16 protein-coding genes are annotated in these 16,439 nt (G+C 73.6%); 9 read left to right on the top strand and 7 right to left on the bottom strand.

Annotated features, from left to right (window positions below):
• Nucleotides 1-377 precede the first annotated feature (377 nt).
• Nucleotides 378-1,349 (top strand): LuxR C-terminal-related transcriptional regulator, encoded by a 972-nt coding sequence (locus ACIRRS_RS10465; RefSeq protein WP_402967647.1) that lies wholly within the window; start codon nucleotides 378-380, stop codon nucleotides 1,347-1,349.
• A gap of 66 nt (nucleotides 1,350-1,415) precedes the next feature.
• On the opposite strand, the gene ACIRRS_RS10470 is transcribed toward ACIRRS_RS10465, so the two are convergent.
• Nucleotides 1,416-2,156 carry an alpha/beta hydrolase gene (locus tag ACIRRS_RS10470; RefSeq protein ID WP_402967650.1) on the bottom strand — a complete coding sequence of 247 codons (741 nt, stop codon included), beginning with the start codon at nucleotides 2,154-2,156 and terminating at the stop codon, nucleotides 1,416-1,418.
• A 240-nt stretch (nucleotides 2,157-2,396) separates the two neighbouring features.
• The gene (locus tag ACIRRS_RS10475; protein ID WP_402967652.1) at nucleotides 2,397-3,362 is read right to left on the bottom strand and encodes a helix-turn-helix transcriptional regulator; all 966 of its coding nucleotides are present in this window, start codon (nucleotides 3,360-3,362) and stop codon (nucleotides 2,397-2,399) included.
• 65 nt (nucleotides 3,363-3,427) lie between these two features.
• On the opposite strand from ACIRRS_RS10475, the gene ACIRRS_RS10480 reads away from it, so the two are divergent.
• The gene (locus ACIRRS_RS10480) at nucleotides 3,428-4,108 is read left to right on the top strand and encodes an NIPSNAP family protein (protein ID WP_402967655.1); all 681 of its coding nucleotides are present in this window, start codon (nucleotides 3,428-3,430) and stop codon (nucleotides 4,106-4,108) included.
• Between the two features lie 90 nt (nucleotides 4,109-4,198).
• Here ACIRRS_RS10480 and ACIRRS_RS10485 read toward each other — a convergent pair whose 3' ends face one another.
• Nucleotides 4,199-5,029, bottom strand: coding sequence for an MBL fold metallo-hydrolase (locus ACIRRS_RS10485; protein ID WP_402967658.1), 831 nt, complete (start codon nucleotides 5,027-5,029; stop codon nucleotides 4,199-4,201).
• A gap of 102 nt (nucleotides 5,030-5,131) precedes the next feature.
• Here ACIRRS_RS10485 and ACIRRS_RS10490 point away from each other — a divergent pair, with 102 nt between their 5' ends.
• Nucleotides 5,132-5,764 (top strand): helix-turn-helix domain-containing protein, encoded by a 633-nt coding sequence (locus tag ACIRRS_RS10490; protein ID WP_402967661.1) that lies wholly within the window; start codon nucleotides 5,132-5,134, stop codon nucleotides 5,762-5,764.
• Between the two features lie 90 nt (nucleotides 5,765-5,854).
• Here ACIRRS_RS10490 and ACIRRS_RS10495 read toward each other — a convergent pair whose 3' ends face one another.
• The gene (locus ACIRRS_RS10495; RefSeq protein WP_402967664.1) at nucleotides 5,855-7,351 is read right to left on the bottom strand and encodes an MFS transporter; all 1,497 of its coding nucleotides are present in this window, start codon (nucleotides 7,349-7,351) and stop codon (nucleotides 5,855-5,857) included.
• Between the two features lie 190 nt (nucleotides 7,352-7,541).
• On the opposite strand from ACIRRS_RS10495, the gene ACIRRS_RS10500 reads away from it, so the two are divergent.
• From ACIRRS_RS10500 to ACIRRS_RS10510, 3 genes are all read left to right on the top strand, one after another.
• Nucleotides 7,542-8,186, top strand: coding sequence for a TetR/AcrR family transcriptional regulator (locus ACIRRS_RS10500; protein WP_402967667.1), 645 nt, complete (start codon nucleotides 7,542-7,544; stop codon nucleotides 8,184-8,186).
• A gap of 73 nt (nucleotides 8,187-8,259) precedes the next feature.
• Entirely contained in the window at nucleotides 8,260-9,141 is an 882-nt protein-coding gene (locus ACIRRS_RS10505; protein ID WP_402967670.1) for a phosphotransferase family protein, read from the top strand.
• A complete protein-coding gene (locus ACIRRS_RS10510; protein ID WP_402967673.1) occupies nucleotides 9,128-9,721 on the top strand; it encodes a hypothetical protein in 594 nt (197 codons plus the stop codon). Before ACIRRS_RS10505 ends, ACIRRS_RS10510 begins: the two co-directional genes overlap by 14 nt.
• A 45-nt stretch (nucleotides 9,722-9,766) precedes the next feature.
• Here the strand turns inward: ACIRRS_RS10510 and ACIRRS_RS10515 are convergent, their stop codons facing one another.
• Together ACIRRS_RS10515 and ACIRRS_RS10520 are read right to left on the bottom strand one after the other, a co-directional pair.
• The gene (locus ACIRRS_RS10515; RefSeq protein WP_402967676.1) at nucleotides 9,767-11,185 is read right to left on the bottom strand and encodes an amino acid permease; all 1,419 of its coding nucleotides are present in this window, start codon (nucleotides 11,183-11,185) and stop codon (nucleotides 9,767-9,769) included.
• Entirely contained in the window at nucleotides 11,182-11,958 is a 777-nt protein-coding gene (locus ACIRRS_RS10520) for a gamma-glutamyl-gamma-aminobutyrate hydrolase family protein (protein WP_402967679.1), read from the bottom strand. Before ACIRRS_RS10520 ends, ACIRRS_RS10515 begins: the two co-directional genes overlap by 4 nt.
• Before the next feature lie 64 nt (nucleotides 11,959-12,022).
• Between ACIRRS_RS10520 and ACIRRS_RS10525 the strand changes: the two genes are divergently transcribed.
• Together ACIRRS_RS10525 and ACIRRS_RS10530 are read left to right on the top strand one after the other, a co-directional pair.
• A complete protein-coding gene (locus ACIRRS_RS10525) occupies nucleotides 12,023-12,757 on the top strand; it encodes a FadR/GntR family transcriptional regulator (RefSeq protein ID WP_402967682.1) in 735 nt (244 codons plus the stop codon).
• Between the two features lie 128 nt (nucleotides 12,758-12,885).
• Complete coding sequence (locus ACIRRS_RS10530) at nucleotides 12,886-13,428, top strand: NUDIX hydrolase (protein ID WP_402967685.1); 543 nt, start codon at nucleotides 12,886-12,888, stop codon at nucleotides 13,426-13,428.
• A 51-nt stretch (nucleotides 13,429-13,479) separates the two neighbouring features.
• Here the strand turns inward: ACIRRS_RS10530 and ACIRRS_RS10535 are convergent, their stop codons facing one another.
• The gene (locus ACIRRS_RS10535) at nucleotides 13,480-14,448 is read right to left on the bottom strand and encodes a serine/threonine dehydratase (protein WP_402967688.1); all 969 of its coding nucleotides are present in this window, start codon (nucleotides 14,446-14,448) and stop codon (nucleotides 13,480-13,482) included.
• Nucleotides 14,449-15,333: 885 nt separating this feature from the next.
• Between ACIRRS_RS10535 and ACIRRS_RS10540 the strand changes: the two genes are divergently transcribed.
• A complete protein-coding gene (locus ACIRRS_RS10540; RefSeq protein ID WP_402967691.1) occupies nucleotides 15,334-16,392 on the top strand; it encodes a hypothetical protein in 1,059 nt (352 codons plus the stop codon).
• The last annotated feature ends 47 nt before the right edge of the window (nucleotides 16,393-16,439 follow it).

Here is a 16,439-nt window from a genome sequence, read left to right on the forward strand (position 1 = left end):
GGGAGAGGTGTGCCGATTCGTTCGGGGCGTCCCGCGGTTGACGCTCCGTCCGGCTGCCGCCCCTGGGCTGTCCCTGTCGGGCCTCCCTGGCGGCGATCACTACTCTCGCCGCCCGGCGACGCGGCCGGAAGGCCTTTCCGCTGGCGCCAAGTCGCCTGGCGGGCTCCGGACATCATGGCGCGGGCATGTCAAAATCTTCGGCTTTGCGTACCGCGTTGTGCTCTCCGCGTGGCAGGAATCGCGGGCCGCACCGGCCCAAACCGCCCCACTCGCCGACAAAGATCATCTTTCCGGCCTTGAGCGGGCCGTCGTACCTCTGTTTGGATGCGCCGGGCCGTTCGACCGGGGGGCGGCCGACGAGTGCCGGGGGGCGCGACATGCTGGAAGTACTGGGCCTGACGGCCGGGGCCACCGCCGTGTACCGGGCGATGCTCGACCACCCCGCCCACGGCGTGGACGAGATCGCCGCACACTGCGGGCTGAGCCCCGTCCAGGTGCACGACCACCTCGACGAACTGGGCCGACTCACCCTCGTACGGGCCTCCGCCGAGCGCCCCGGCGAGCTGCGCGCGGTCAGCCCCGACATCGGCCTGGCCGACATGCTCGCCGCCCAGGAAGCCGAACTCACCGCCCGGCAGGCGCAGTTGGCCGCGTCACGGGCGGCCGTCACCCGCATGGTCGCCGACCGCGCCGAGCACCGCGCCGGCCACGGCGAGCGCCTGCTCGGCATGGACGCCATCCAGGCCCGCCTGGAGCGGATGGGCCACGGCGCCACCGCCGAGGCCCTCGCCAGCCAGCCCGGCAACCAGCGGCCCGAGGACCTCGACGCCGCCCGGCCCACCGACGCCGAGGCCCTCACCCGCGGCATCGCCATGCGCACCCTCTACCAGGACTCCACCCGCCACCAGGCGCACGCCGCCGTCTACGCCCACTGGCTGCTCAGCCACGGCGGCGAGGTCCGCACCGCGGCCACCATCCCGCCCCGCATGGTCATCATCGACCGCCGGGAGGCCCTCGTCCCCATCGACCCCGCGGACAACCGCAAGGGCGCCCTGCACGTCACCGAACCCGGCATCCTCGCCGCCCTGACCGACCTGTTCGAACAGGCCTGGAACACCGCCGTCCCCCTCGGCGCCACCCGCCCCGACGACCCGCACACCGGACTCACCGCCACCGAACGCGAACTGCTGCGCCTGCTCGGCTCCGGCCTGACCGACGACGCCGCCGGACAGCGCCTGGGGATCTCCTCGCGCACCGTCAGCCGCCACATGTCCTCGATCATGGAGCGCCTCGGCGCCAGCAGCCGCTTCGAGGCCGGCATCAAGGCCGCCCAGCGCGGCTGGCTCTGACGGCTCTGAACGGCCCCGCGGCGGCCGCCCGCGCGAACCCGCGCGGGCGGCGGCCCGCCGCGGGTGCTACCCCAGGTGCCGGGCGAAGAAGCGCGCCCCGGCGTCGAGTTCGTACGCCGGCACGCCCGTGTGCCCGCCCATGTTGGCGTGCAGGGTCTTCTCCCGGGAGCCGAAGGCGTCGAACAGGTCCAGGGACGCCTGGCGGGGGTTGCCCTCGTCGTCCCACTGCAGCAGGACGTGCAGCGGGATCGCGACCTTGCGGGCCTCCTCCAGGATCGAGGCGGGCACGAGGGAGCCGGCGAACAGGTTGGCGGCCGCGATGCGCGGCTCGACGGCGGCCAGCCGCACGCCGATGGAGATGACGCCCCCCTCGTACCCGGCGGGCCCGCCGATGCCCTCCAGCGCGAGGAGCGCGTCGAGCGCGGCCCGCCACTCGGGGACGGAGCGCTCGACCAGGGGCAGGATCAGGGCGTCGACGAGGCCGGGGCCCGCCGCCTCGCCCGCCTCCATCGCCCGGCGCAGGTCGGCGCGGGCCCGGTCGGCCTCGGCCCAGCGGGGGCGTTCGCCGCTGCCGGGCAGCTCGATGGTGGCGCAGGCGAAGCCGTACCGCGACGCGTAGTGGCGGGCCCGCCCGGCCAGGCGCGGGTACACGGTGCCCAGCCCCAGCGGGGGAGGGCAGATCAGGATCAGCGGGGCCGGCCCGGCCGCGTCGGGGGTCCACAGGATGCCGGGGATGCCGCTGAGGGTGAAGCGGCGCTCGAGGACGCCGTCGTCGAAACGCTGCTCGGAGGTGAAGTCGAGGTGCACGGTCGTGCCTTTCGGGAGTGCTCGTGAAGACGGCGCTCCCGGACGACGACCTATCGCCCGACCGTGACCCCGGAGGGGAGCACCCATGTCGATACTGCGTTCACGGGTACCACCTCCTCGTTCTCTCGCACGGCCTGGCGGAAAGGTAGCAGCGCCCCGGCCCCGCGCCAAACACCTTCCCGCCCCGCCGTCGCCCCGATCTTCTGACGCACCGTCAACCACTGCTCGGCGGGCAGGAGTTCAGGAGCAGCCCGCCCCGTCCGCGCCGGGCTGCGCGTAGAGCCGCGCCAGCGCCCGCGCCGTCTGCGCCAGCCGCCCGCGCAGCTCCGCCGGCTCCAGCACCTCCACCTCGGCCCCCAGCCGCAGGAACTCCCCGTGCGCGTGCTCCAGCGACTCCACCGGCACCCGCGCCCGGCCCCACCCGTCCCCGCCCACCGCCACCGCCTCCACCCCCAGGCGCCGCGCCCCCTCCGCGCTCAGCCGCACCAGCGCGTGCCCGGTGTGCAGCCGCGCCCGGAACCCCGCCACGTGCTCCGCCCAGTACGCGCCCAGGTCGAACCCCTCCGCGGGCTCGAACTCCTCCTCCAGCTCCCGCAGTTCGACGACCTGGTCGACCCGGTACGTCCGCACCCCCGACGCCCCGCCCGCCACCAGGTACCAGCGCCCCGCCTTCAGCACCAGCCCGTACGGCTCCACCCGCCGCTCCACCTCCTGCGGCGCGCGCCAGCGCCGGTAGCGCAGCACCAGCGCCCGCCGCCCCCACACCGCGCGCGCCACCGCCCCCAGGTGCGGCACGCTGTCCGCGGGCGCGTACCAGCCCGGCGCGTCCAGCAGGAACCGCTCCTGCAGCAGCGCCGCGTGCTCGCGCGAGGCGGCCGGCAGCGCCGCCAGCAGTTTGAGCCGGGCCGCCGCCAGCGCCGGCCCCAGGCCCAGCTGCTCGGCCGCTCCCGGCAGCGCCGCCAGGAACGCCGCCCGCGCCTCCTCGGCCGTCAGACCGGTCAGCCGGGTGCGGTAGCCGTCCACCAGCCGGTACCCGCCCGCGTGCCCCGCCTGCCCGTACAGCGGCACCCCCGCCGCCGCCAGCGCCTCCACGTCCCGGTACACCGTGCGCACCGACACCTCCAGCTCCCCGGCCAGCTGCCGGGCGCTCATCCGCCCCCGGTCCTGGAGCAGCAGGAGCAGGGACACCAGCCGGCTAGCGCGCATGGCGCCCAGTATCCGCCCCCTCCACTGACAGTGGATGTCAGTGGAGCGCCCCTAACCTGCGGCGCATGGACGACTTCGACCCCCTCCACGGCACCCGGCACGCGGCCGGCCGCCCCCTCGCCCAGGGCCTCGCCCCGCGCCCGGACGGGCCCGCCGCCCGCCGCGTGAACGATCCCGCACCCGTCGTCGAGCTGCGCCGGTACACCCTCCACCCCGGCGCCCGCGACACCCTCGTCGACCTCTTCGAGCGCGAGTTCGTCACCGGCCAGCAGGACGCCGGCATCACCCTCGGCGGACGCTTCTACGACCTCGACGACCCCGACCGCTTCGTGTGGATCCGCTCCTTCCCCGACATGACGCGCCGCCGCCGCGCCCTGGAGGCCTTCTACACCGGCCCTGTCTGGCGCGCCCACCGCGACGCGGCCAACGCCACCATGGCCGACAGCGACGACGTCCACCTCCTGCGCGGCCCCGGCTACACCCCGCCCCCCGGCACCGCCGAGGTCACCGCCGTCCTGTGCCACCCCGACGACCCGGCCGCCTTCGATGCCTACGCCGCCCGCCACCTCACCCCCGCCCACGCGCTGCACCGCACCGAGCACGCCCCCAACGACTACCCGCTCCTGCCCGTGCACGAGGGCGAGGACGTCCGCCTCTGGTTCGGTCCCGCCGACGCCGCGCCCCCGCCGGGACGGGCCCGGCTCCTGCGCCTGGCGCCGGTGGCTCCGCTGACGCCGCGCGGGTGAACCCCGCGCGTGGCCGGGCGAGTTGAGAAGGCCGGCCGCCGCCCGCCCCGGCCCGTACGCCCCCGCCGGGCCGCAAGGCCCGTGCGGCGCTCAGCCGTTGACGGGCGGGGCGAGGTACTCCAGCGCGTAGCCGCGGCCGCCTTCGGCGGGGGTGACGCGGGCGATGCCGGGGGAGTCGAGGTGGGCGCCGGCGACGTAGTGGCGCGGGCGGGCCAGCTTCTCCAGCAGGCCGGCGCGGGCGGCGCGGGCGCGGGCCTGGTCGTCGTCGAGCTCCCAGGACACCTCGGGCCGCTCGAACTGCAGGGTGGGCACGTGCACGGTGTCGCCCCAGACGATCAGGCGCCCGGCGTCGCCCGCGGCGATCTCGTAGACGGTGTGGCCCGGGGTGTGGCCGTGCGCGGGGACGGCGGTGGCCCAGGCGTTGATCGCGACCGGCTCCGTCACGGGCACGACGCGCCCGCGCAGCGGCTCCAGGCGCCCGGCGACCACCGCCGCGTCGCCCGCGCCGATCCACACGCGCTCCAGCTTCGCGAAGGCCTCGGTGCCGTCGGGGGCGATCAGGCCCGAGACGTGGTCCTCGTGCCGGTGGGTGATCGCCACGTCGGTGATGTGCGCCCGGTCGACGCCCGCCTCCTCGAGCGCCTCGTGCAGCAGGCCCATGGTCGGGTCGGGCCACACGTTCGAGGCGCCGGTGTCGACGAGGAGCGAACGCGTGCCGTCGGTGACGTGGAAGGCGTTGACGGACAGCCGCAGGTTCCCGCCGGCCAGCGGTACGGCGCCGGGCAGCTCGCCCAGCGCGCAGCCGTGCACGTCGCGCAGCCGGGTGGGCGGCATGTCGATGTAGCCGTCGCGCAGCGAGACGACCCGCAGGCCGCCGAACTCGAACGTGGCGTGGTGGCGGCCGCTTGAGACCAGGCGCATGGCAGGACCCCTCCGTCATGTCTTCAATAGAAGACTGAATCTCCCTTAGAAGAAACCCTACACTGTGGACGGCGGGGGAGGACCGACCGACCGAGGAGCACGGTGACCGAGCACGACGCGCACGACGCGCACGACGCGCACGAAGGCGCGCAGCCGCACAACGGCGACGACCTGGCCGGCGCCTTCGGCGTCAACGTGCGCCGCCGCCGCGAGGAGGCCGGCCTGACGCTCGAACAGCTCTCCCGGCGCTCGGCCGTCAGCCGCGCGATGCTCTCCAAGGTCGAGCGCGGCGAGAAGAGCCCGACCATCGGCGTCGCCTCCCGCATCGCCCACGCCCTGGACGCGCCCCTGTCCGACCTCATCGGCGCACCCCGCACTGCCCCCTCCTCCTCCGTCGCCGTCGTCCTGCGCAAGCAGGAGCGGCCGGTCTTCCGCGACCCGCGGACCGGCTTCGAACGGCACGTCGTCTCCGCCGCCCTGGGCGCCGGGCGCTGCGAGCTGATCGCCCACCACCTGCCCGCCCACGTCTCCCTCGGCCTGCTGCCCGCCTACCCGCCGGGCACGGAGAAGCAGGTCGTGGTCGTCACGGGCACCCTCACCGTCGCCCTCGGCGGCATCACCGAGACCCTCCACGCCGGCGACTGCCTCTACTTCCAGGCCGACGCCGACCACGGCTTCGCCAACCGCACGGACGAGCCGTGCGACTACCTCATGGTCATCTCCCGCACGCCCTGAGCTCCGCCGGCCGAACACCCGCGTGTCATCCGGTTGTTGAGAGGACTCCCCGCCGTTCCCCGTCACCCCCCCGCCCCCGGGCGCCGGATCTCACGGCCCGCCGGGCGGCCCGGGCCGTTCCCTGAGGAGCATCGACAGCGCGGCCGGGACGGCCATGACGCAGGCGGCGATCGCGAACACCGTGTGGGTGGAGGAGACGAGCGCCTCCAGCGCGGCGTGCCTCTGCTCCGGGCCGAGCGTGGGCAGGGCCGCCGTGTTCAGCCGGCCGCCGGCGTCGGCGGCGCCCGCCGCGCTGCTGAGCTTGGAGGCGAGCTCGCGGTTGAGGACGGTGCCGAACAGCGCGAGGCCGGCCGAGGCGCCGAGCTGCTGGGCGAAGCGCACCGAGGTGGTGGCCACGCCGAGGTGCCCGGGGTCGACCGCGCGCTGGGTGATCATCAGGCCGATGCCCAGGCACAGCCCCAGGCCCAGGCCGAGCAGGAACAGCCCCAAGGCCAGGATCCACAGCGGGGTGCCGGTCCCCAGGGTGCTGAAGACCACCATCGCGCCGGCCACCAGCAGGTGGCCGGCGAGCAGTTGGTAGCGGTACCGGCCCGCCGCCCTGGCCGTGGCCCTTCCGGAGAGCGCGCCCACGACGGTCATGCCGACGGCCATGGGCAGGAACAGCAGGCCGGCGCCGGCGGGGGTCATGCCCCGGGCCTCCTGGAGGTATCCGGCCATGTACGCCACCGAGCCGGCGAGGCCGACGCCGCCGAAGAAGCCGAGCGGCACCATGACGCGGAAGACCGGGTTGCGCAGCAGCGCGGGCGTGAAGATCGGCTCCTGCGCGGTCCTCTGGCGCCGGAGGAACGCGGCCAGCAGGACCGCCGCGGCGATGCCCAGCCCTTCGATGGTCGGCGAGGTCCACGCGTAGTCCCTGCCGCCCCACTGGGAGATCATCAGCAGCGCGCTCGCGGCCGCGGCGACGAGGCCGGCGCCCAGGAAGTCGATGCGGTGCCCGACCGGTGCCACCGGGAGCCGGACGAGCAGCACGGAGGTGACGAACGCGGCGACGCCCAGCGGGACGTTGATGTAGAAGACCCACCGCCAGCTCAGGTGGTCGGCGACCAGCCCGCCGGCGGCCGGGCCCAGCACGATGCCCAGGCCCACCATGATCCCGCCCATGCCGGCCCTGCCCGGGCCCTCCTGCTCCCCGGTTCCTCCCGGCCGGACCAGGAGCCCGAGGACGACCATGGTCACGGACATCAGCCCGCCGCCGCCCACGCCCTGAAGGGCCCGGAAGGCGATCAGCTCGGCCATGTTCCGCGCGAGGCCGCACAGGACGGACCCCGTCAGGAAGACGCCGAGCGCGAGCAGGTAGACCCGCTTGGCGCCGTAGACGTCGGCCAGCTTCCCGTACAGCGGGAGCACGACGCAGTCGGCCAGGGTGTAGGCGGTCAGCAGCCAGGGCAGGTGGTCCACGCCGTGCAGCGGATCGAGGTCCTTGACCATCGTCCACGACACCGCGCTGACGATGTTCTGGTCGAGCAGCCCCAGCAGCAGGGTGGCGAAGCAGCCGACCGCCGCGATCACGACGTGCCGCCGGCTCATCGGCGGATCCGCGCCCTCCCCGCGGAGCGCCCCCGCCGTGGTGGTCCCGCCCATCCCGTCCCCCATCACGTCCGCTTCCTCCGGGGCCCGGACGCCCCGCGGCGACCGCCCAGAAGGATTCTTATAGTGACTACAACGCTTATGTCAATCAAACTTTGTAGCGATATAAGCCAGGTGGTAGCGTGACGGCATGAGCAACGGGACCGGCGGCCTGCGGGAACGGAAGAAGCAGCAGACACGACGCGCCATCTCCGAGGCGGCGATCGCGCTGTTCCTGGAGCGCGGCTTCGACGGCGTCCCCGTCTCCGACGTCGCGGCGGCGGCCGACGTCTCGACGATGACGGTGTTCAACCACTTCCCGACCAAGGAGGACCTGGTCCTGCACCGGTTCGAGGACCACTTCGACGACACCGCCGCGACCGTCCTCGCCCGGGACCCCGGCGAGTCCGCGCTCGGCGCCCTGCGCCGGCGCTTCCTGGCCGGGCTCGACCGGCGCGACGTCGTCACCGGCCTCAACGACGACGAGCACGTCCTCGCCTTCCACCGCATGGTCCTCGCCGCGCCGAGCCTGCGGCTGCGCGTGCTGGAACAGGCCGCCCGCACGGTGGACGCGCTCGCGGCCGCGCTCGCCGAGCAGACCCGAACCGGCCCGCGCGACGTCGCCGCGCGCACGGCGGCGACCCAGCTGTGCGGCGTGCAGAACGAACTGGTCCGGGAGAACGTGCGACGCCTCGCGGCCGGCGAGACGGCCGACGCCGTCCACCCCGGCGCCGTCGCCGCCGCGCGGCAGGCGTTCGCCCTGCTGGAACACGGCCTCGGCACCTACTGCACCTGACCGGCCGCGCCGCCCACCCGCCGGCCGCCCCGCTGCCCCCGTCCGCGTACCCGACGACAAGGAGAACGGCAGCATGGAGCCCCCGGACCTGCGCCGCGCCATCGAGGCGGGACGGGCGACCGCCTCGGAGCTGGGCCTGCCGGCCGACGACGCGGCCGTCGTCCACAACGCGGACCGCGCGGTGCTGCGCCTGCTGCCGTGCGACGTGCTGGCCCGGGTCGCGCCCCAAGGGCACCTGGCCGAGTCCGCGCTCGAGGTGGAGGCCGCCCGCCGGCTCGCGGAGGTCGGCGCCCCGGTGGCCGGGCTGGACCCCCGCCTCGCCCCCCGCGTCCACGTGCGCGACGGCTTCGCCGTCTCCCTGTGGACCTACTACGAACCCGTGGCGGCGCCGATCGCGCCCGCCGACTACGCGCACGCCCTCGTACGCCACCACGCCGCGCTGCGCCGGATCGACCTGGACGACGCGCCGCACGTCGGCGACCGGATCGCCGGGGCCCTGGCGGTGGTCGCCGACCCGGAGCGCTCTCCCGACCTGTCCGGCGCGGACCGGGAGCTCCTCGTCGCCACCCTGCGCGACCTGGGCGCCGGGATCGGCGCGGACCGGGCCCGCGACCAGCTGCTGCACGGCGAGCCGCATCCGGGCAACCTCCTCAACACGGGGCGGGGGCCGCTGTTCGTGGACCTCGCCACGTGCTGCCGCGGGCCGGTCGAGTTCGACATCGCCCACGCGCCCGACGAGGTGGGGCGGCACTACCCGGGGGCCGACCACGACCTCGTCCACCGGTGCCGCGCCGTGGACTGGGCCATGTTCTCGGCCTGGCGCTGGCGCCGGGAGGACCAGATGCCCGACCGGGACCACTGGAGGGCGCAGGGCCTCGACCGCCTCCGCGCCTCGCTCGGGCGCCTCGGGCCGGGCCGAACCCCGTCCGGGGGCGGGGGACATGGGCGACGGTGACGGTGGCGGCGACGTGGACGGCCTCGTCCGCCGCTTCCCTCTCGGCGGCCTCGTCCGGGGCAGGGTCCGCGACCACCTGGTGCTGCCGGGCCGCGCCGCGGCCGGGGTCCGTGTGGACCTCGGGGGCCTGCCCGTGGGCTTCGTCGACGCCGGGCACCTGCCGCGCGAGGCGCAGCGGTGGCCGCGGCCCGGGGCGCGCACCGGGTTCGAGGTCCTGCGCCACGACGTGCGCCGCTCCGGGCGCCTCCAGATCAGGCTCCTGCCACTGGAGGCCGACTTCCGTGGCCCCCTGTCCGCGCACCGGGCGCACGACGACGACCAGTGGCGGCGGATCGGGGAGCGCCACCCCGTCGGCTCCCAGGTGACCGGCACCGTCACGTCGGTGCGCCCGTGCCACCGCTGGTTCACCGTCGCCTTCGACGGGACGTGGGGCCGGGTGACCTGCCCGGGCGACCCGCCGGCCGTGGGCGAGGTCCTGCGCCTGCGCGTCGCCCGGCTGCCCGGGGCGACGCGCCGCGTCGTCCTCGTCCGTACGGACGGCGGCGGCCCGGGAGCCCCGGTCCCGCGGGCGGAGCACTGAGGGTCCGCCGGGGGACCGGCGGACCCGGTGACGGGCGGAACGCGCTCAGGCGCCCGGCGTCCGCCTGCGCTGCAGCCACAGCCCCGTGAGGCAGACGGCCGCGGTGAGGGCGAGCGCCAGCAGGGCGTCCTCGCGCGAGTCGGCGAGGGCGATCATCACCGCGTACAGGCCGAGCAGGGCCAGCAGCGCGGCCCAGGTGAGCCACGGGAACAGCCAGACGGCGGTGCCGGGGGCGGGGCGGCGCCCGGCACAGCGGTCGTGGCGGCCGAGGACGAGGTGGGAGGCGGCGATGCCGATCCAGGTGATGTAGACGGTGTCGCCGGTGATGTCGACGAGCCGGCTGAAGGCGGTGGTGGGGTGGAAGACCTGCAGGAGCAGGCACAGGCCCGCCAGCGCGGAGGTGAACAGGATCGCGGTGTGCGGGGCCCCGCGCCGGGAGATGCGGGCGAACAGGGACGGCGCGTCGCGGTCGCGGGCCAGGGCGAACAGCATCCGGGAGCTGGCGTAGACCTGGGAGTTCATGGTGGAGAGCATCGCGGCGAACAGCACGACGTCGAGGACGGTGGAGGCGCCGGGCACGCCGAGGTGGTCGAGGGTGGCGGCGAAGGGGCTCATCCCGACGGCGGCGCTGTCCCAGGGCAGGAGCAGGACGACGACGGACAGCGAGCCGAGGTAGAAGACGCTGACGCGCCACATGATGGTGCGGGTGCTCTTGCGGATCGCGGCGGCGGCGTCCTCGGCCTCGCCGGCGGCGATGGTGACGATCTCGGTGCCGGAGAAGGAGAACATGGCGCCGGAGGTGGCGATCACCACGCCGCCCAGGCCCATCGGCAGCAGGCCGCCGTGGCCCAGCAGGTTGCCGGTGCCGGGCGCGGGGGTGCCCGGCAGCAGGCCGGCGACAGCGACGAGGCCGACGGCGATGAACAGCGCGATGACGGCGACCTTGACCCACACCACCCAGAACTCCATCTCGCCGTAGGCGCGCACGGAGACGAGGTTGACGGCGCTCACCGCGGCGAGCATCACCAGCGCGACGAGCCACACGGGCAGGGCGGGCAGCCAGCCGTGGACGATCTGCCCGGCGGCGATGGACTCGATGCACATGCCCAGCGGCCAGCCGACCCAGTAGATCCAGCCGCTGGCGAACCCGGCCCAGCGGCCGAACGCCAGCCGGCCGTAGACGGCGAAGGCGCCGGTGTCGGGGCGGGTCACGGACATCTCGGCGAGCATCCGCATGACGACCACGACGATCGCGGCGGTCACGCCGTAGGCGATCAGGACGCCCGGGCCCGCCTGCTGGATGCTCACGCCCGAGCCGACGAACAGCCCGGCGCCGACCGCGCCGCCGATGCTGATCATGGTCATGTGGCGGCTGAGCAGGCTGCGCGACAGCTGCGGCCCGCCCCCGTCGACGGCCTCGCCCTCACGCGGGGCCGCGCCCGTACGGGCCTGCGTGCCGCTCACGGGCGCGGCTCCGCTCTGCGCCGCGCGTCCGCCCGCGCCGCCAGTGTGCGGAACAGCGGCAGCCGCAGTCCCTCGTCCGGTACGGGCGCCTCCGGGTGCCACTGGACGCCGACGGTCCAGGCCGCGTCCGGGCCCTGGATGGTCTCGACGGCCTCCACGCAGCCGTCGTCGGCGCGGGCGGTGACCCGCAGGCCCTCGCCGACGCGGTCCACGGCCTGGTGGTGGCCGGAGGCGACCGCGATCCGCCCGCGCCCGAACGCCCCGGCCAGCGCGCTGCCGGCCTCCAGCGCGACGTCGTGGACGGCCCACTCGGTGCCGGCCGGAGGGTTGTGCGTGACGGGGGTCGGCGCCATGTCGACGTGCAGGCTGCCGCCGCGCAGGACGTTCAGCAGCTGCATGCCGCGGCAGATCCCGAGCAGCGGGAGCCGGTGGTCCAGGGCGTGGCGCAGCACGGCGGCGTCCAGGCGGTCCTGCGCGGGGTTGACGTCGTAGAGCGACGGGTGGCCGGGGTCGTCGCCGTACAGGGCGGGGTCCACGTCCCCGCCGCCGGGCACCACGAAGCCCGCGCAGCCGGCGAGCTGCTCCTCCAGCGGGGCGTCGGGGGAGTGCGGGTGCAGCAGGACGGGCTCGGCGCCGGCGGCCCGGACCAGGGCGACGACCTCCTCGAAGACGCGGTTCGCCTCGCCGACGCGCTCGTCGGCGCCGGGCGCGTCACCGTCGCTGAGGCGTACGGGTATCCCGATGAGGGGTGCCGGGCGGTCGGTGACGCTCATAGGCTCTCCAGGGTCTCCGGTGAACGGCTTGCAGATGAGATGCGAAATCTAGACAATAGATTTCATGGATGGCAAGAGCTGGACCCAGCACATCGAGCCCGTGCGTTCGGCCGGGGCCGCCGAGGCCATCGCCCGCAGGCTCGGCGAACTCATCGGCGCGCGGATCCTCGTCGGCGGCGACCGCCTGCCGCCCGAGAAGACCCTGGCCGAGCTCTTCGGGGTCGCCGTCATGACCGTGCGCCACTCCATGGCGGTGCTGCGCGAGGACGGCCTGATCGAGACCCGGCGCGGGCACGGCGCCGGCACCTACGTCGTCCCCGACATCCTCGCCCGCATCGGCGAACTGACCGCCCTGCACCCGTACACCCTCGCCGACATCGAGGAACTGACGGCCTGGCGCATCGCCGTGTCCGGAGAGGCCTGCGCCCGCGCCGCCCGCCGCGCCACGCAGGCCGGACTGGCCAGGATGCGCGAACTGGAGGACGCCGCCGACGCGGCCCTCGCCGACGCCGAGGCCTACCGCACCGCCGACGCCTGCCTCCACCTGCACATCGCCGAACTCTCCGGCTCCAGGCGCCTGCTGGAGGCCGAACAGGGCATCCAGCACGAACTGACCCGCCTGCTCGCCAACCACCCCGGCGGCACCGGCGCCCGCAGCACCCCCGACCAGCGCCACCGCGCCCTCGCCGCCGCCATCGAAGCCCACGACCCGGGCCTCGCCCGCGAGCGGTTCACCGTCCACGCGGAGGCCACGGCGGACCTCTTCCTGCCGTTCGTCCAGCAGCCTCACCCGGCCTGACCGCAAACCCGCGCGTGACCGGGTGAGTTGGGAAGGCGGGCCGCCGTTCCCCGCCGTCCACCCCCCGCCCGCCTGGCGGCGGGCGCCCACCCCGGGGCTCACCCCCGCCGCGCCGTACAGTCCTGGCCATGACGAGCGACACCACAGCCTCGTGGCGCGAGATCGAACGCACCACCGTGTTCAGCAAGTTCGGCCGCTCCGTGGACCGCACCGTGTTCGAACTGCCCGACGGACGGAACGAGGAGTTCTACCTCAAGAGCGAACGCCCGGCCGGCGCGGTGCTCGCCCTCACCCCCGACCGGCAGGTCGTCCTGGCCCGCCAGTACCGCCCCGGCCCCGACAGCGTGCTCTACGAACTTCCCGGCGGCTTCCTCGAACCCGGCGAACGGGCATCGGAGGCCGTCGCCCGGGAACTGCTGGAGGAGACCGGCTACCACGGCCAGATCCACGCCGCCGGCGCCTACTGGCTGGACGCCTACTCCAACACCCGCCGCCACGCCTTCTACGCCACCGACTGCGTCAAGATCGCCGAACCGACCCCGGAACGCACCGAGTTCATCGACGTCGTCACCCTCGACCTCGCCCAGTTCCGCACCCGCGTGCTGCGCCGCGGCGAGCTGACCGACACCGCCGCCGCCTACCTCGCCCTGGACGCGCTGAACCTCCTGTGACTGTCGCGGTACCCCGCCGCCCCGCTCCACCCGCCCGGGGCGGGCGGGGGATCAGGTGGTGACGAGGTCGGACGGGTCGGTGTTCGCCCCGCAGAGCACGACGGCGACGCGTTCGCCGTCGCCGGGGGTGTAGGCGCCGCTGGTGAGGGCGGCCAGGGCGGTGGCGGCGGCGTGCTCGACGGCCAGGTGGCGGTGGTCCCACAGGAGTTGGCGGGCGGCGCGGATCGCGTCGTCGGTGACGAGGACGGAGCGGGCCCCGGTGCGCCGCGCCCAGTGCAGGGCGGCCCGGCTGACGCGGCGGGCGCCGAGGGAGTCCGCGGCGACGGAGTCGACCTCGACGTCCACGACCTCGCCGGCCTCGATCGCGGCGTTCAGGGCCCGGCAGTTCTCCGGCTCGACGGCGACGACCCGCACCCCCAGGGCGTGGGCGGCCACCGCGGTGCCGGTGAACAGGCCGCCGCCGCCCACGGCGACGATCACGGTGTCCAGGCCGGGGACCTGGGCGTGGATCTCGCCCAGCAGCGTTCCGGCCCCGGCGGCGATGTACGGGTCGTCGTAGGCGTGCGAGGCCAGCGCGCCGGTGTCGGCGGCGAACCTGGCGGCCGCGGCGGCGGCTTCGGCGTACTCGGCGCCGACCTGGCGCACGTCGGCGCCGTACGTGCGCAGCTTGGCGACCTTGACGGCGGGGGCGGTGGTGGGCAGGAAGACGGTGGCCGGGATGGCGTTGCGCTGCGCGGCCCAGGCGCAGGCCAGTCCGGCGTTGCCGCCGGAGGCGATGACGACCCCGGCCGCGGGCATGGTCCCGGCGGTCAGGTGGGCGGCGGTGAAGTTCGCCGCGCCCCGGTCCTTGAAGGAGCCGGTGGACTGGGTGAAGTCCAGGGCGAGGAAGACGCGGGCGGTGCCGAAGCTTCCCCGGTCGGTCTCGAGGACGGGGACGGGCCGCACGACGCCGTGGACGCGCTCCCGGGCGGCCTTCACGTCCTCGTAGGCGGGGACTGCGTCGGTGGCGGTGGTGGTCATGGTGGCTTCTCCGGAGGGTGTCGGGACCGGGCGGCGGGGCTGCCCCGGGTGGTCGGGCCGGGGAAGAGGGCGAGGGCGACGCGTCGCCCTGACGGAGGGTAGTTCGTCCGGGGCGGGCAGGAGGCCGCCGCCGTCGGCGGCGGGGCGGGCTCGGGACACCCGCGCGTGATCAGGTGGGTCGGGAAGAGTCCCCGCCGTTCCCCGCCATCCGCCCCCCACCCGCCTGGCGGCGGGCGCCCACCCCCGGGCTCACCCCCGCCGCAGGTGAACCCCGCCGGACGGCGGACCGTCGCCGCCTGCCGCGACGCCTCCTGGGGGAGCGGCGGGAACGCGCCGCCGCTGCCGGTCGGGAACCGGAACCGGACCCCTGCCCGACCTGCGACAACGCTGTGAGCTGCAAGAATCTCCCGGGATCTCCCCGCTTCACCGCGCATTTCTGTTCCTCGGCGTTCCCACGGGAACATGCTCGGGATCACCCCCGGAAGTTGGACACGACGCTCGCGTTGATCGACGGCGCACCCCCGGGACTCCTCGCCGACGGCTTCGACGTCCGCGAGTAGGACGTCGCCTGCCTCTCCCCGTTCGTCCGACACCACGTCAGCATGCTCGGCCGGTACTCCTTCCAGTTCCCGGACATGCCTGGCGGGATGCGCCCGCTGTGAGAGGCGGATGCGCATGAGCTGTACTGACCGGTGGTTTACGAGCCGCCGGGCAGCGGACGGGGCACAGAGGTCGGGCCCGGGTCACCTGAGTGGCTCATCTACTGCGACATCATCCACAGAAACAGGCACCCTAAAGATGGTTTCTATGCGCACTGAATGTATGGCGCTCCGCCGCATGCGGCCCGCGCGCAGTGCTCCAGCACCACGAAGGAAGTGAACTTCCATGAGCATCCCCACGATTGGCAAGACTTACCACATCAAAAGCAAGTACAACGGATCGTTCTTCTCCGGAATTAGTTTCCAGAAGGAGCCGTTTACGTGGGTATTTCATCGGGCGTCCTTGCATCCGGAACACTGGATGATCGCAGTCGTCGCCGGAGATTCCCTGAAACGCCCTGTCGCTGTGACTGGACGTTTCGCTGGAGTGCATTCCATCGAGGGGCATGGGCCTTCCGTGCGAGCCGACTACATTCCCTACTGGAACGACCAAAAGACCTCCCATAAAGGGGGAATCCTGTGGGAGGTGAAGGATGCTGGTTCCGGCTATGTCCGACTTTGGAGCACATATGTCGCCCAGTATTTGACAGTGGAAGAGCCATATTTCACTGACGATAAGCTAGACAACGGAAAAGACCTGTTCTCCCTGGAGGAAGTGGGAGAATTTTCCGCTGTTGTCAAGCTAAAGCAGCCGAGTGCTATGCCTGCCACCCCAAAGCTCAAGGATATGAATGAGCCGCCGACTTGGGTGCCGGACGAGAAGGGCGTCCTGACCGGTGTCACGGCCGCTCCCTACTTCCTCATCAAGGACGACCACGGGAAGGACTCTGCGTGGCAGGGAAAGAACTCCCCGTACTACATCATCGAGAAGTGGTCCCGCTGGCACCGCGTGGGATGGCAAACGTATGCAGCTCACGAGACCAAGGAATACGGATGGTCGACCACCGAGGGTGTGACAAAGGAAAAGGGGAAGGTGATTTCGGAAACCACGAGTTTTAGTATCAACACACATGCTGGTTTCAGCTTCTGGGGGGTCTCTGCCGAGATCGGCGCATCATTCGGCCACGACCTTAATGTCACCACCACTGAAACGATCACGGAAAACTATACCTATGAGAGACACTATTCGAGGTCGATCACTCCGGACCACGATGAAGCAATCTCCACTTGGTACCCCGTGCACACGTATGTCGTCTACAGGGTGGACGGGGAAACGGACGTCCTCGACTTCAATGTGACTGTGCCGGACGAGCCTGTCGAAGTCACGTACGAGGACAAAAAGTGACTGATGGCCGCTTGCTGCAGAAAATTAGGCAGGCGGCCATAAAAGGA

Source organism: Kitasatospora sp. NPDC101183 (assembly GCF_044767945.1).
Classification (GTDB): Bacteria; Actinomycetota; Actinomycetes; order Streptomycetales; family Streptomycetaceae; genus Kitasatospora.